Annotated in this window: 15 protein-coding genes; 6 read left to right on the forward strand and 9 right to left on the reverse strand. The window is 43.9% G+C overall.

The genetic code is table 11. The features are described from left to right. The 5 genes from HRT75_RS11770 to HRT75_RS11790 form a co-directional block, all read right to left on the reverse strand. A partial coding sequence (locus tag HRT75_RS11770; protein WP_291186906.1) for an adenylosuccinate synthetase occupies nucleotides 1-395 on the reverse strand: 395 nt, incomplete at its 3' end. A gap of 10 nt (nucleotides 396-405) precedes the next feature. Beyond that, entirely contained in the window at nucleotides 406-855 is a 450-nt protein-coding gene (locus tag HRT75_RS11775) for a transcriptional repressor (protein WP_272833111.1), read from the reverse strand. Between the two features lie 24 nt (nucleotides 856-879). After that, nucleotides 880-3,084, reverse strand: a complete 2,205-nt coding sequence (locus HRT75_RS11780; protein ID WP_291186910.1) for a RelA/SpoT family protein — start codon at nucleotides 3,082-3,084, stop codon at nucleotides 880-882. Nucleotides 3,085-3,173: 89 nt separating this feature from the next. Next, nucleotides 3,174-4,412, reverse strand: coding sequence for a M48 family metallopeptidase (locus HRT75_RS11785; RefSeq protein ID WP_291186913.1), 1,239 nt, complete (start codon nucleotides 4,410-4,412; stop codon nucleotides 3,174-3,176). Further along, the gene (locus tag HRT75_RS11790; protein ID WP_291186941.1) at nucleotides 4,412-5,212 is read right to left on the reverse strand and encodes an RNA methyltransferase; all 801 of its coding nucleotides are present in this window, start codon (nucleotides 5,210-5,212) and stop codon (nucleotides 4,412-4,414) included. Before HRT75_RS11790 ends, HRT75_RS11785 begins: the two co-directional genes overlap by 1 nt. 52 nt (nucleotides 5,213-5,264) lie before the next feature. On the opposite strand from HRT75_RS11790, the gene HRT75_RS11795 reads away from it, so the two are divergent. The 6 genes from HRT75_RS11795 to HRT75_RS11820 are packed head-to-tail and all read left to right on the forward strand — an operon-like array spanning nucleotide 5,265 to nucleotide 8,715. Then, nucleotides 5,265-6,074 carry a DUF6503 family protein gene (locus HRT75_RS11795; RefSeq protein ID WP_291186916.1) on the forward strand — a complete coding sequence of 270 codons (810 nt, stop codon included), beginning with the start codon at nucleotides 5,265-5,267 and terminating at the stop codon, nucleotides 6,072-6,074. Between the two features lie 52 nt (nucleotides 6,075-6,126). Next, nucleotides 6,127-6,765 (forward strand): hypothetical protein, encoded by a 639-nt coding sequence (locus HRT75_RS11800; RefSeq protein ID WP_291186919.1) that lies wholly within the window; start codon nucleotides 6,127-6,129, stop codon nucleotides 6,763-6,765. A gap of 9 nt (nucleotides 6,766-6,774) precedes the next feature. After that, nucleotides 6,775-7,398: a DUF6252 family protein gene (locus HRT75_RS11805; RefSeq protein ID WP_291186921.1), complete on the forward strand. Its 624-nt coding sequence runs from the start codon at nucleotides 6,775-6,777 to the stop codon at nucleotides 7,396-7,398. A gap of 10 nt (nucleotides 7,399-7,408) precedes the next feature. Continuing rightward, the gene (locus HRT75_RS11810; RefSeq protein WP_291186924.1) at nucleotides 7,409-7,798 is read left to right on the forward strand and encodes a hypothetical protein; all 390 of its coding nucleotides are present in this window, start codon (nucleotides 7,409-7,411) and stop codon (nucleotides 7,796-7,798) included. Nucleotides 7,799-7,813: 15 nt separating this feature from the next. Beyond that, the gene (locus tag HRT75_RS11815; protein WP_291186926.1) at nucleotides 7,814-8,005 is read left to right on the forward strand and encodes a hypothetical protein; all 192 of its coding nucleotides are present in this window, start codon (nucleotides 7,814-7,816) and stop codon (nucleotides 8,003-8,005) included. Between the two features lie 50 nt (nucleotides 8,006-8,055). After that, nucleotides 8,056-8,715, forward strand: coding sequence for a hypothetical protein (locus HRT75_RS11820; RefSeq protein ID WP_291186928.1), 660 nt, complete (start codon nucleotides 8,056-8,058; stop codon nucleotides 8,713-8,715). On the opposite strand, the gene HRT75_RS11825 is transcribed toward HRT75_RS11820, so the two are convergent. The 4 genes from HRT75_RS11825 to HRT75_RS11840 all read right to left on the reverse strand — a co-directional run. Further along, complete coding sequence (locus tag HRT75_RS11825) at nucleotides 8,716-9,408, reverse strand: DUF2490 domain-containing protein (protein ID WP_291186930.1); 693 nt, start codon at nucleotides 9,406-9,408, stop codon at nucleotides 8,716-8,718. 64 nt (nucleotides 9,409-9,472) lie between these two features. Continuing rightward, on the reverse strand, nucleotides 9,473-10,765 hold the full coding sequence (locus HRT75_RS11830) for an amidohydrolase family protein (RefSeq protein ID WP_291186932.1): 1,293 nt from the start codon (nucleotides 10,763-10,765) through the stop codon (nucleotides 9,473-9,475). A 12-nt stretch (nucleotides 10,766-10,777) separates the two neighbouring features. After that, on the reverse strand, nucleotides 10,778-13,738 hold the full coding sequence (locus HRT75_RS11835; RefSeq protein WP_291186935.1) for an amidohydrolase family protein: 2,961 nt from the start codon (nucleotides 13,736-13,738) through the stop codon (nucleotides 10,778-10,780). A gap of 199 nt (nucleotides 13,739-13,937) precedes the next feature. Next, a partial coding sequence (locus HRT75_RS11840) for a DUF3810 domain-containing protein (protein WP_291186938.1) occupies nucleotides 13,938-14,429 on the reverse strand: 492 nt, incomplete at its 5' end.

Below are 14,429 nucleotides of genomic sequence, written 5' to 3' on the forward strand. Positions count from 1 at the left end.
CCTTTTAAGGTCGATCCGATCTTGGCTTTACCTTTTGAAGCTTCACTGGCTGCGTCCAATAAACGGTGAGTTGGTAGAATAAGGTGCGCCTTACGTGAAATAAGCAGTCTGGACTTGATGTCGATGTTGAACTGTTGCAAATTATCCAATTCGCGCTTAAAGATCACAGGATCGATAACCACTCCGTTCCCGACTACGTTTACAGCATTCTCGTGGAAAATTCCACTGGGAATGGTGTGTAAAACGTGTTTAATGCCGTCAAATTCTAAGGTGTGCCCGGCGTTTGGACCTCCTTGGAAGCGTGCAATTATGTCGTAATTCTGGGTAAGTACATCAACGATTTTTCCTTTTCCTTCATCTCCCCATTGGAGTCCTAGAAGCAAATCTACTGCCATATAAGCTTATTTAGTCGGTTGTTTTTCGATTGCCGTAAAAGTAGAGTGAGTGTTTGGTGATCTCGATGTCGAAGATCTCTTCGATGGTTTTTTTGATCGATTGGATGCGGGGATCGCAGAATTCAATAACCTCGCCATCCTCAAGGATCACGTGGTCGTGTTGTCTGTCAAAATAGGACTTTTCGTAATGTGCCTGATTTTGCCCAAACTGATGTTTACGCACCAAGCCGCACTCCAACAGCAATTCAATAGTGTTGTACAAAGTGGCACGGCTAACGCGGTATTTTTTATTCTTCATTTTGATGTAGAGCGATTCTATGTCGAAGTGCTCGTCACTGTCATAGATCTCCTGAAGAATAGCGAAGCGTTCCGGAGTTTTGCGGTGTCCCTTTTCTTCCAGGTAACCGGTAAAAACATTCTTTACTATCGCTTGGTTGCTATTGGCCGTTTTCCCACTCATAATAAAGGGCAAAGTTACGTTTTTTTACAGTCTTGAGACTTTATCAATTCCGTTAATTTTCTTGATGTTATTAACCAAATTATTAAGGATGGTCTTGTTTTTAACCACTACTGTGATCAAGCCCGTAAATATGCCGTCATTACTGCTAAAATTGATGGATCGCATATTGATGTGCATATTGTTAGAGATTACCTTGGTCACCTCGTTGACCAGACCGATATTGTCAATTCCGGTGATCTCCAGATCCACACTAAAGTCTTGTTGGCTGGAATCGATCCATTTAGCCGGTAAGATACGGTAGCTGTAGTTGCTCTGCATCTGAATGGCGTTCGGGCAATTCTTTTTGTGGACTTTTATTCCATCGTTGACCGTAGTAAAACCAAATACCGGATCTCCGGGTATCGGGTTACAACAGTTGGCCATGGTGAAGTCCAGTTTTTGCTCGTCCTTCCCAAATACTAACTGATCGTAATTGACAGAGATCTCATCTTTGTTGATGTTCTCCTTTTCCTGTGGCTTGCGAATGCGATTCTTAAAGAAGCTGATCAAGGCATTGTTGCGAGATGCCGCAAAATCCTTGAGCATTTTATTGTCAATGATTCCTGAGCCCACTCGATAGAACAAATCCAAACTGGTCTGCAGTTTGAAAAATACTACCAGCTGATTGACCGTCTTTTCGTCCAAAGCGATCTTTAAAGACTTGAGCTTTCTGGCCAGAACCACTTTTCCTTCTGCGGCAATTTCTTTAACCTCTTCTTTTAATGACGATTTGATCTTAGATCGCGCCCGTCCCGTAGTGACGTAATCCAACCAACTCGCAGAAGGTTTTGCTTTGTCTGAGGTCAAGATCTCTACTTGGTCCCCGCTTTTGAGCTCGTGACTCAGCGGAACCAGTTTTCCATTCACTTTGGTTCCTCGAGTCCGCATACCCACTTCTGTGTGAATGGAGAAAGCAAAATCCAGGGGTGTTGCACCTTTTGGTAAAGACTTTAAATCTCCCTGAGGAGTAAATACAAAGATCTCTTTGGCGTAGAGGTTCAGTTTGAAATCGGCAACAAAATCTACTGCATTGATCTCCGAATTCTCTAAAGTGTCCTGAAGTTTGTTCAACCAAGCATCTAAACCTTGGTCTTCTTGCTCCTTATTCTTGTATTTGTAATGGGCCGCATAACCTTTCTCCGCGATCTCGTTCATACGTTCGGAACGTATTTGAACCTCTACCCAACGGCCTTTTGGTCCCATTACCGTAATGTGTAAAGCCTCATAACCTGTGGATTTAGGAGATGAGATCCAATCTCGCAAACGCGTTGGGTTTGGTCTAAAGTGATCTGTCACTATGGAATAGATCTTCCAAGCGATGAATTTTTCATTCTCAGCATCCGATCGGTAAATGATCCGTACTGCAAACTTGTCGTAAACCTCGTCAAAGGTGACGTTTTGCTTGAGCATTTTTCTGCGGATGGAGAAAATCGATTTTGGCCGACCTTTGATATTGTAATTGAGTTTTTCCTCATCCAAGGAGGTTTCAATCACTTTGGAGAACTCGCGGATGTAAGCGTTTTGCTCTTCTTTGCTGTCCTCAATTTTATCGTAAATGTCTTGATAGACTTCTGGCTCGGTATATTTGAGTCCGAGGTCTTCCAGTTCTGTTTTGATGTTGTAGAGCCCAATCCTGTGCGCAAGTGGCGCATAGATATACAGCGTCTCTGAAGCGATCTTGACCTGTTTGTGCGCAGGCATGCTTTCCATGGTCTGCATATTGTGCAAACGGTCTGCGATCTTGATGATGATCACTCGAACGTCCTCATTCAAGGTGAGCAACATCTTGCGGAAGTTTTCCGCTTGCAAGGATACGTCTTTCTCGCTCTTTAGGTTGGAGATCTTAGTGAGTCCGTCCACAATGCGGGCTACGGTCTCTCCAAACATTTGTTCCAGGTCTCCCAGGGTGTAGTCGGTGTCTTCAACCACATCGTGGAGTAGGGCAGCGGCAATAGAAGTCGCATCCAGGCCAATTTCTGAGGCTACAATTTTAGCCACAGCGATCGGATGGAAAATATAAGCTTCGCCAGATTTTCTGCGCTGATCTTTATGCGCATCCACAGCAATATCAAAGGCGTCACGAATCAGTTTTTTATCTTCCTTGCTCAAGGTCTGATAACTGATACGCAGCAGCTCTTTGTACTGCTTGGCGATCTGCTTGTTTTCTTCTTCTATAAACTGCTCAGTCATTACTTAAAAGTACAATTTCGTACTACAATACACAACAATTTCCATGCCCATTGGCATTGACTGTAAGCTTGTCAGTCTTTAGGCAGGTTTTATTGTGGATTCAGCATCGCACTAATACGTTGATCCAGTGGGGGATGAGAGTAATGAACAAAGACATAAGCCGGGTGTGGGCTGAGGTTACTCAGGTTCTTTTTAGCCAATTTTTTCAAGCCATTGACTAGCGGTATAGCTTTGAAGGTCTTGACGGCATAGGCATCCGCCTGAAACTCAAATACACGTGATAGGTAATTCATAAATAAGCCAGTGATCTCAGAAAGGGGCGAATACAAAATACCAAAGGCAATCAGTCCCAAATGAAAAGAGGGTTGCCCTACGCCCAAGGCTTCAGACAACAAAGGGTTGTCTATCAAAAGGGAGAATATAAAAAGGGTCAGGCCTGTGGTTGCGATCCCTAAAACCAAATTGATGGGAATGTGATTGCATTTATAATGACCAATCTCATGAGCCAATACAGCAACAACTTCATCTTCCTCTAAATCATCGATAAGAGTATCGTAAAGGGTAACCTGTTTTTGGCGTCCAAAGCCCGAAAAATAAGCATTGGCCCGAGTACTGCGCTTGGAACCGTCAATGACCATTATTTTAGAAAGGGTAAAGCCAACCGTCTGTGCATAGGCTTCCAGTCGGTCTTTTAAAGGCCCTTCTTCCAAAGGGGTTTGCTTATTAAATAGCGGTACAATGAGACGGGTGTAGAAGAAGTTCATCAGCACAGAAAAACCGGTAATCACCGCCCAGGCATACCACCAAAAATTAGCTCCGGTTTGTTGGTAGATCCAAATCAGAAGCGCTAAAAGTCCGCCGCCAATCAAGGCGCCAATAATCGCTCCTTTGATCTTATCTAAAACAAAGGTCTTAAGGGTTGTTTTATTGAAGCCAAAGCGCTCCTCAATGACAAAGGTTCGGTAATAGGAGAAGGGGAGTGATAGTATACTGCTCGCTGCTAAGATGATTCCAAAGAAAAGTAAGGCTACAACGATCTGATGATCACTCCATGAGCGCGCAAGGGCATCTACCCAAGCAAAGCCGTCCACTAAAAAGAAGATCAATGTTGCTGCAAAGGAAACTCCGCCACTTAATAAACCAAAACGGTAGGTGATTCTTTTGTATTCTTGAGACTTTTGATACTGCTCAGGGTCGTACAGATCGGCTAAAGCAGAGGGAGGTTTATTCCCAAATCTTTTGGCGTTGAGATAGCCCAAAAGCAAGTCAAAAAGATAATTGACCACTAACAATCCAATAATGAGTATAAATAAGGTCTTCGGATCCATCAGCCTTTAAAATTGCGTTGACGTTTGGCCTCAAAAATTAGGATTCCCGCGGCCACGGAAACATTCATAGAATCAATGCTTCCTTGCATGGGGATCTTAATACGCGCATCAGCTAGCTCGAGCCAAAGATCGCTCAAGCCATCAGCCTCTGTACCTACTACCAAAGCAGTTGGCTCTTGGTAATTCTGCTCGTGGTAAGCTTGCGCTCCTTCTAAACAAGCGGCGTAAGAACGAATATTATTTTCTTTTAAATAGGCCAGTACTTCCTCGGTAGTTCCTGTCGCTACTTGATTGGAGAACAGACAACCCACGCTTGATCTTATGATGTTTGGGTTGTAAAGATCGGTTCTGGGATTAGCAATAATCACAGCGTCCAAATTCGCAGCATCAGCAGTTCTCAGCAAAGCGCCGATGTTTCCCGGTTTTTCAGGGGCCTCGGCCACAAGCACAAGCGGAGCTTGGCTTGTGAGGCTCAGCGCCTCCAAATCGTGAGATTTGGCCGAGGCCACTGCCAGGACTCCTTCTGTGGAATCTCTTAAGGCCAATTTGGCGTAAACTTCACGATTGATATGAATAATCTCCGAATCGGCTGTAGCGTTCCAATGCTCAAGGATGGATTCATCAAGCAGCTCGGGACAGAGGAGCAACTGTTTTAATTCATAGTTGTGCTTTAGCGCAATGCCGATCTCCCTTTGGCCCTCAATAAAAAAGCTTCCGCTTTGACGCCGCGTACGCGATTTGTCCCGAAGCGGAATTAACGATTTTATAAAAGCGTTCTGTGAACTTGTAATGAATTTGATCATCTGCAGACTAAAGCACAAATTTAATATCTTGTAAAGATAAACCAACCCTATGAAACCATTACTACTCGGACTCGCTGCTTTAGCATTAGTGGCTTGCAACAACACCACTCAATCCAACGACAAAGATCAAACAGAAACCCCGGCACAACAGGAAATCGCAGAGGCAGCTCCGCGAATGTTTCCCAAAAGCATCGGGCCTGTTTTTGAGGCGCACGGCGGTATTGCGCAGTGGGACAAGATGAACAACCTTAGTTTTGAGATCCCAAAACCGAGTGGGGTGGAAAAGCATTCTACGGATCTTAAGAGCAGACGTGCTCGTATTGAACACAAAGACTGGGTGATCGGTTATGACGGTACAGATGTTTGGTTAGATCAAGACTCTACCGCATATAAAGGCAATGCCCGTTTTTATCACAACCTGTATTTTTATTTCTATGCCATGCCGTTTATTGTGGCCGATCCGGGTGTGAATTATCAGCAGCTGGCGGAACCGCTCGAGTTTGAAGGTAAAAAATACCCAGGCACACTTATTTCTTATAATGATGGTGTGGGAGATTCTCCTAAAGATGAATACATCATTTATCGCGATCCGGAGACCGGACAAATGGCCTGGTTGGCCTATACAGTCACCTACCGCGACAATGAAAAGAAAGACAATTTCTCCTTCATCAAATATTCCGAATGGCAAGAGGTCAACGGCTTAGTTTTACCTAAAACTTTGACCTGGTATACAGTAGAAGATGGCCAGCCTACAGCACCCAGAAGCGATGTTAGCTTTGAAAAGGTCAACATTACAGAAACCCAATTAGACGGTTCACTTTTCACCAAGCCAGAAGGGGCAGAAGTAGTGCCACGTTAATTTTTCACGCAACCTTTTTACAAGTTGCAGTCTATTAAGAAAGCAGCTTGTTATGAGGATACTCTATTACCTCTCCATTTTCTTTTTATTCACGGCTTTTCTCTGTGAATCAGATGAACCGGTGGTCTTTGAAGAGTCTAGTTTATTTCCAGATGCAGCTCCGGGTCAAATCGCCATACAAATAGAAGAATCTATCATTGTGTTCCCTGCGGTAAATGTATTGGGAAATATTGGTAGCCAATGCGGTGATCCAGATTTGCTAAAGGTGTTTGGAGTGCTCACAAATCCCGATTTTTCCAATGTGGTTTTTGAAGTGCTTTTGGTAGATCCAACAGTAGATGTATTTGATCAAGAGGAGAACTTTTGGGTATGGTGTGAATCAACAACTACAGATAGAGAATTTGGATTGCGACTGCGTATGTGGTACAACAGTGCTGATGGAACTACCAATGAATTTTATCACGCCGATCCTTCTTTAGAGGGAAGTGGTTATTTGGATGTGACCCTTATGGAGTCTCCGGATTGCAGTTTATTTCCAGACATTCCACCAGGGCAATTTACGGCTACTTTTGAGGCAGTAATGCATCGCGCAATTCCCGATGAAGGCCCTGGCGTTATGCCATTAGATATTCGCGGTAGTTTTAATTTAATTCCGATTGGGTGTAGTCTTGGAACTGCTCCATATCTTTAATAAAAGCTTATGAAAAAACTATTCTTCCTTCCATTACTATTTGTGTTTACTGCTTTTATGTGTGAATCTGATGATGCAGTTACAGACGCAGAAGCAGACAGCTTATTGTTTCCAGATGTGGCTTGTGGTTCTATGGCCGTTGAGATCGATGGTATATTATCAGTCTACAGTGATTTTACCAGCGGCATTGTTTCTCAATCCACAACATGCAGAATGATTTTGAATGCGAATAATGAAGGGCCGGGAGTTGAGAATCGCTTTGTCAGTATGGTAATATCTGCCCCGGCTGTAGGTACTTATATTTTGGAAGAAACAGGTATTTCCGATGAGTTTTGCGAGTTTACAAGAATTGTGTGGCAATATCTACTCGATACTGATGCTGATGGAGGTTTGGAATCTCAATTTGGCTATAGTTCAAGGCCAGTTTATGGAGGAGAAGGATATTTAGAGATCACAGAACTAGAACTCAATTTTGAGGATGATCTGCCCGATTTTATTTCGGGACAATTTGAATTTACGGCAGGTGTCTTCTTTGATGAAACAGGAGCCGCTCCAGAAACCGTAACAATTCGAGGTTCTTTTTGCGAGATCCCAATTATAGACAATATCTGTGATACTGGAGGAATTTGTTAATTTATATGCTATGAAAAAACTTCTATTACTTCCGCTTTTCGCCCTTTTAACTGCCACTACCTGTGATGTCACCGAGGATCCTATGGATGATGATCTGAGTCTCATCCCAGAGGCCGCACCCGGTACCATGGCCGTAGAAGCAGACGGTTCTTTGTTGGTTTTAAGCGATCGCGTAGAAGGCGCTGGCAATGAAGGTTGTTTGGTGACCATGCTCGCAGAAAATATCAATCCAGACGGTTCTTCTGTTTCCATTCGTATTCGTATTACCAATCTAGATTTTACTGGCTATACCTTAGGAAATTATGAAGCATCACGACCTGATCCTTGCATGGATGTACGTGTACTTTTATCCTATCAGGCAGCGGGTGATGACGGGGAATTGGTGCAGTACAGTTCGTAGAACTCTTACAACGGTTTGGGAGAGCTTGTCGTGACCGACTTTGAGCTCAATTTTGACGATTCAACTCCAGACTATGTAAGCGGAACTTTCACCGTTAATGGTGGCTTGGTTACTACGCCTATTGGCAGCTCTGATGAGGTTTTGGAATTTAGAGGATCCTTTACGGAGATCCCCATTCAATACGCCTGTCCTTCTGCTTCTTGTTAAGCTTTGAGTCTAAGCTGTTGATATTCAGTATTTATTTGTAATTTAAAAAGGTGAAACGGTTTTCCTTTTTATATCTGTTTTTTATCCTGTTTTCTTGTGATAACGGTCAAATTGAAGAGCTGGAAGAAGCTACTCTTTTTGATGGCACTGAAACCCTTGAAGTTGAAGCAGAAACCATCCCTGACTTGTCCGATGGTCAAATTGGTGTACTGATCGATGGGGAATTGATCATTTTTGAAGGCGACGAGGTTTTAGGAGAGAATGTACCCCAATGTGGTATGCCTTTATTGCTTCAAGTTAACGGAGAAAAGTCTTATCCTGATGGAAGTAAATTAATCTTCAATCTCTTTGTTGTAGACGCTTTTCCCGGGCCTTTTGATTTAAGCATTTATCCTTGGGAATCTTGTTTTGGCCCTTCGCCAAGAGTGTTTGGAGTTCGCGTCTCTGTAGCGCGTATTGATGCGGCTGGAGAATTTCAAGAGGTCTTCGCTACAGTTCCAGACCTCGGAAGTGTAGGGCGGGTGGATATCCAAGAGTTTGAATATCAAAATCAATGGGCCGACCTAGAAGACGGATTTGTCTCGGCGACCTTTAGCGTACTGGCTCATGAAACATATCCTTCATCAGATTCTCCAAGTAGCATGCGTCTGGTAGGGGCCATTAGCAATGTGGCTATTGTTTTCCCCGGATGCGTTTCTGTTTTTTGCTAATTAAAAGCTGTGAAACACGCCCAATTGCAATTGGGTTTTATCTACACTGTTGGTGATCTGACGCATGGCGCCCACCTGAACTTTTAAGTTAGATTTTATCGCATATCCTAAAGAGCCAAAGAAACGGTTACGGTCAAAGGTGCTCACACGCCTACCATCTCCAATATTGCGTTCGCCATTGATGAAGAGTTCATTATAGAATCCTAAATACCAGGTTTTAGCGACTATCTCTTTTCCGCTTAATGGAATGTTTAAAAAGAGCCCATAACGGAATCGGGTTCTAAAATCTTGTCCTTCATTAAAACGCTGTTCGTATCTAAACCGATGCGTGAAGTACAATCGACCGCCTACTTTTTGAGGCATTAAAGCTTCTTGATAAATACGACTTTCATTGACTGTGCTGTCATCATCACCAAAGGCTCCTGTAGTGATATTGGCATATCCTAAAGCGAGTTTAACGTTGGTATCTTTAGGGCGATAGGTAACCGCGCCACGCAATAAAAGTTGCTCCAGATCGCCAATGACGTCCCAATTACGGTATTGGATATCGCCTTGGAATCCCCAGCGGGAATTCTCCAGATCTGCTGTCCAAAAGTACATATACCAAGCTCCAAGCTGATCCTCATCAACCTGAGCCTTAGTGAGATTTGGGCTAATGAATAAAACGGTAAGTAGAAGAAAGATTCTGTTCATATCGGTTTCAAAAAAAAGAGAACCGTCGTTGTTGACGGTTCTCGAAGATAGGGTTTTTATACGACTAGTTTTGACCGTATTTGTTGCTGTAGCGCTTCCAAAGTTCTGTTTGGTGTGTTTCCAAGGAAACGTTGCGCCCATCGATAAAAACATGGGTCAAAATATTGGTACGCATGTCTAAAGCATCGCCTTCAGAAACAAAAAGCGTGGCGCTCTTTCCTACGGCTAATGTTCCATACATATCATCAATACCTAGGATCTTTGCGTTGTTTCCTGTAATGAGCTGCAAGGCGCGTTCTTTGTCCATGCCTTGTCCCACAACCTGTCCGGCATAGAATGCCATGTTGCGCGTTTGGAAGTTAGACATATCTGCATTTTGAATACCTACTAAAACTCCCGCATCATCCAAGAGCTTTGGCAACTTGTAGGGCAAGTCGTAATCGTCGTCTTGGAAATTTGGCAAAGCGTGTGTTTGGCTTACCAAGACCGGTACGTTATTGCGCTTTAAAAAGTCGGTGATCTTCCAAGCTTGATAGCCGCCTACAATGACATATTTTTTAATCCCATTGTCCCGCGCCCAATTCACGGCGTCGATGATCTCTTTCTCACCATCGGCATAGATATAAAGTGTTTTTCCGCCACTAAACAAAGGAACTGTAGCTTCAAAGGCCAAATTGCGTTCTGAATTACTTCCGTCGCCGTATACTTTGGCATTATTCATAAAGCTAGCAATTTCACCAACCTGCTCGGCGTAGTTCTTATTGGGTTGGAATCCGCGAGGTTCTCCTACCCACCAGCGTCCGCGTCTAAAACTACGTGGCCAGTTTAGGTGAATTCCGTCGTCTTCTTTAATGGCAGCATCTTCCCAGTTCCATGCGTCAAATTGCACTATGGAGGAGGTTCCGGAAATTCGGCCTCCTTGAGGTGTAGTCTGTCCAATCAATACACCGTTCGGACGCATAGACTCTACTACTTTAGATTCTGCATTGTAAGCAATTAAACTGCGGATGTGCGGAATGAACTCTCCCAATTCGTCTTGGTCATCACTGGCACGAACGGCGTTAACTTCTACCAATCCCAAAGATTTTGCTGGTGCAATGATCCCGGGATAAAGGTGCTTGCCGTTAGCATTGATGACAGTTCCTTGCGTAGGCGTTGAACTGTCTCCTAGAGCAGTAATGACTCCGTTATCAAAAACTATAGTGGTATTCTCAATGACCGTTCCGTCACCGATATGTGCAGTCGCTCCAGTAATTGAAATAGCTCCGCTTTGAGCATCACCTGGAGTTTGTTGGGCGTAAATATTCCCTGAAACAATCAGGGCAAGGGCTAAAATAAATTTGAATAAATTTTTCATCTTTTCCTGATATTAAATGGTTTCACATGTAAATCGTTGCTTTGGACGACTTCCCGGTCTGCGTTTGTTTCCGTTCTTGCCTCCCTTGTCATCGAGCATCATTTTGATAAGCGTATTGCGCTCCTGCTGAATTGCGCTGCGCATGGCTCCGTCTTTTTCTAAGTCAAAGAACAAGGCTCCTTCAATATAGGTTTGCTCTGCTCTGGCGTAAACAGAAAGTGGATTGTCGGTCCATAGTACAAGATCCGCATCTTTACCCACTTTGATACTTCCCACACGATCGTCAATGTGTAGCAGTTTAGCCGGATTCAGTGTTACCATCTTCCAAGCTTCTTCTTCACTCATACCACCGTATTTAACCGTCTTAGCAGCTTCCTGATTCAAACGACGTGACATTTCACCGTCATCACTATTAATAGCAACTACAACACCCTCACGTGCCATGATGGCCGCATTGTAAGGAATGGCATCATTCACCTCGTATTTATAGGCCCACCAATCGCTAAAGGTAGAACCTCCAACACCGTGTTCGGCCATTTTATCGGCAACCTTATAACCCTCCAAGATGTGGGTAAAAGTGTTCACTCTAAAGTTGAATTTTTCTGCCACCTTCATGAGCATATTGATCTCGCTTTGAACGTAAGAGTGACAAGAGATAAAACGCTCACCATTGAGGATCTGCGCTAAGACTTCAAGTTCTTCATCATAGCGAATATTGGCGCCGCTTTTCTTTTTTGCATCGTATTCCTTGGCTCTGCTGAAGTAATTCATATACAGCTGTTCCACACCCATACGGGTCTGTGGGAAGCGGCTGTAGCTTTGCCAGTTGGATTGTTTTACATTTTCACCCAAAGCAAATTTGATGAACTTAGGCGTATTGTTGTAGATCATATTGTCTGCGCTTTCTCCCCATTTCAGTTTGATGATCGCAGAGCGTCCACCAATCGGGTTGGCAGAACCGTGTAGGATCTGAATGGAAGTAACCCCACCCGCCAAGTTGCGGTAGATGTCAATATCCTCAGGATCCACTACGTCTTCAATAGTTACTTCTGCGGAACTGTTGTGTCCCGCTTCATTGATGGCTAATGCTGCAATATGCGAGTGCTCGTCAATAATACCCGCCGTGAGGTGTTTGCCTGTGGCGTCGATCACTTTAGCACCTCTGGCGCTGAGATTTTCACCAATGGCTACAATCTTGCCGTCGCGAACCAAAACGTCCGTATTCATAAGAATTCCGTCAGCTTCACCTGTCCACACCGTGGCATTTTTAAACAAAATGTTTTGAGATTGTGGTACTGAAGAATAGCCATATCCGATATTCGGATAGGTGATGTCTACCATTGTTGGTGCCTCGTCAGCATCACCAGAAGCTTTCTTTTCCGCTTCTTCAGGGCCTGCAGTCTTGTTGGCATTAAAACTGGTCTCGCGTCCATTGGGTAGTACCAGTCTTCCGCTGAGATTATCAGAAGAGCTTACGACTGCTGCCGTCATTCTGTAAATATCGTTGTTTCCTTCATCGGTCATGGAAAGGATCACCCAATTGTCATTATAGGTCAACTTAGCAGGGAATTTAGTGTCTCCTTGCTTGATCTCGATCTTAGGTTTCCCCGCGTCGCCGCTAAGGGTCATGTCATAAGATTTACCTCCAACCATAAGGGTGTAGGTTCCTCTTATATCCTTTACGCTACGATCATTGATCACATTCTTTGTTCCTTGAACCCAATTTTCATAGAGGGTGGTACTGCTTTCAAAGATGTCTCCAGAGGTGATCAAAAAGTTCGCTTGCGCACCAGGGTTCAAATTCCCGAGTGTTTCACTCATTCCAATGATTCGTGCTGGAACAGTGGTCAAGGCCTCAAGGGCAGTAGTCTTGTCCAGACCGTATTTGATCGCTTTCATCAGCTTGCCTTTGAAGTCCGCAGCCGATTTAAGATCGTAAGTCGTAAAGGCAAAAGGAACTCCGTTGTCTGCCATGATCTTTGGATTGGCAGGAGCTTGGTTCCAATTACGCATATCAGCAAGCGTTACATAATCTGCTTGATACGGGTTGGATACATCATAAGCATCCGGGAAGTTGATCGGTAAGATATAAGTGGCATTAGTGGCTTTGATATCGGCAATGGCCTCGTACTCATCACCTCCGCCTACAATTACATACTGAATTCCAAATTGATCTCCAACCTTGTCAGCTCTTAGATCATTGCCTTTGTCTCCAGCATTAAAAACCGCGTACATGCCTTTTTTCTCTATTAAGGCTTCTAAAGATCGGTCGGTGGTGTTGCTGTTACCTGCCTCGTACCAACTCATATCGTAATACATCTGGCGCAATAAAGCCATAGCTCCCATTAAGGAAGTGGGGTAGGACTGTCTTGAAGCCACAGAGCGGTCAAAGGAAAAGTATTGACCCGCCGCCGTGTTCAACACGCGATCGGCATCATCACCCTTGCTGTTTAGCGCTACTAAGACACCAGTACCTTGAGCAATACCATCATTGCGGTGTGCACCCACAACTCCAAAACCAGCTTTACGCATCGTAGCAGCCGCTTTATTGTCGAACTTAAAATCCGCTATCGCGTTGTACTCTGGCATGATGTGGTCATTCCAATAGAACCCAGCTCGGCTTGGATTGTACTGCGGAGAGCGGCCTCCGCCTTGGGCGCGTTTGGCTTTTTTCACTCCAAACTCCGTATAAGGATCGATAAAAGAAGGATAAATTGTGGTTCCGCTGGCATCTACAATGATGCTGTTTTGCGGCACGGTTACATTCGTTCCCACAGAAACTACTTTCCCGTTTCTAATCACCAAAGTTGCATTCTGTAAAATTTTAGTGGGCGTAACATAAATAGTAGCACCTGTAAAAGCCGTGTAGTTGGTGTTTTGTTCTTTGACACCGTCATTGTCAGGAAAATAGTCCTGAGCTGCTAATTGCCCGCCCAGAAAGAGGCAGCATAGCAGCAGTAATCTGAATTTCATAAAATTGAATTTGATTTTTTGAGTTCAAAACGCAGGCCAGTGAATCATCCGAAAATGAACGCAAAGAGCGATGGTCCTCTATGAACCTAGCTTCGAGGATTTTCACGTTTTGACTAAAAAAGGTTGGTTTACCCTTTAAAGATACTAAGGGTATTTGGCGACATCCTTGGCTCTAACAAATCTTTAACAGCCTGTTAAATCAAGGTTGAAGTGGATGTTGTTCAAAATAATTAACCACCAAGGCAACCATATAACTGTAGCTCATTATTCCTTTTTCCTGATTATTGGCTTTTAAGAAGTTGTCCCAAAAGGCTTTGGATAGATCCTCAAAAGGGTTATTGTAGCTGGCCCAAAAATCGCGCATCTCTTTATAGCCCTTTAAAATCCCAGGATTGATGGTGGTCAGCATTTCCCTGTAAACAGCTTCATCCCTGCGCGCGATCTCATTGATGCAGTAACGGAGCATAAAAATATAACCGGTATATCTAATGTAAGTGTCCGGATTGTGAATGGTGGCTAGCGCAGCGATAAAATTGGCTTCGTTCTCTGCGGCATAACCCATTTGATGTGCTTCTTCATGGCAGGCTACAACCGGAAATTTATAGGATTTAATGAGTCGATTGACCTGTGCCTCTCCCGTCAAGGGATTGTAATACCCGCTATATCCCATATAGGTAAGCCCGACACGCAA

The organism is Gilvibacter sp., assembly GCF_013214815.1.
In the GTDB taxonomy this organism is placed as follows: Bacteria; Bacteroidota; Bacteroidia; order Flavobacteriales; family Flavobacteriaceae; genus Gilvibacter.

Coding starts and splice junctions, on each gene's coding strand:
- HRT75_RS11775 (WP_272833111.1), bottom strand. CDS start 855: ATGAGTGGGAAAACGGCCAATAGCAACCAAGCGATAGTAAAGAATGTT.
- HRT75_RS11780 (WP_291186910.1), bottom strand. CDS start 3,084: ATGACTGAGCAGTTTATAGAAGAAGAAAACAAGCAGATCGCCAAGCAG.
- HRT75_RS11785 (WP_291186913.1), bottom strand. CDS start 4,412: ATGGATCCGAAGACCTTATTTATACTCATTATTGGATTGTTAGTGGTC.
- HRT75_RS11795 (WP_291186916.1), top strand. CDS start 5,265: ATGAAACCATTACTACTCGGACTCGCTGCTTTAGCATTAGTGGCTTGC.
- HRT75_RS11800 (WP_291186919.1), top strand. CDS start 6,127: ATGAGGATACTCTATTACCTCTCCATTTTCTTTTTATTCACGGCTTTT.
- HRT75_RS11805 (WP_291186921.1), top strand. CDS start 6,775: ATGAAAAAACTATTCTTCCTTCCATTACTATTTGTGTTTACTGCTTTT.
- HRT75_RS11810 (WP_291186924.1), top strand. CDS start 7,409: ATGAAAAAACTTCTATTACTTCCGCTTTTCGCCCTTTTAACTGCCACT.
- HRT75_RS11825 (WP_291186930.1), bottom strand. CDS start 9,408: ATGAACAGAATCTTTCTTCTACTTACCGTTTTATTCATTAGCCCAAAT.
- HRT75_RS11830 (WP_291186932.1), bottom strand. CDS start 10,765: ATGAAAAATTTATTCAAATTTATTTTAGCCCTTGCCCTGATTGTTTCA.
- HRT75_RS11835 (WP_291186935.1), bottom strand. CDS start 13,738: ATGAAATTCAGATTACTGCTGCTATGCTGCCTCTTTCTGGGCGGGCAA.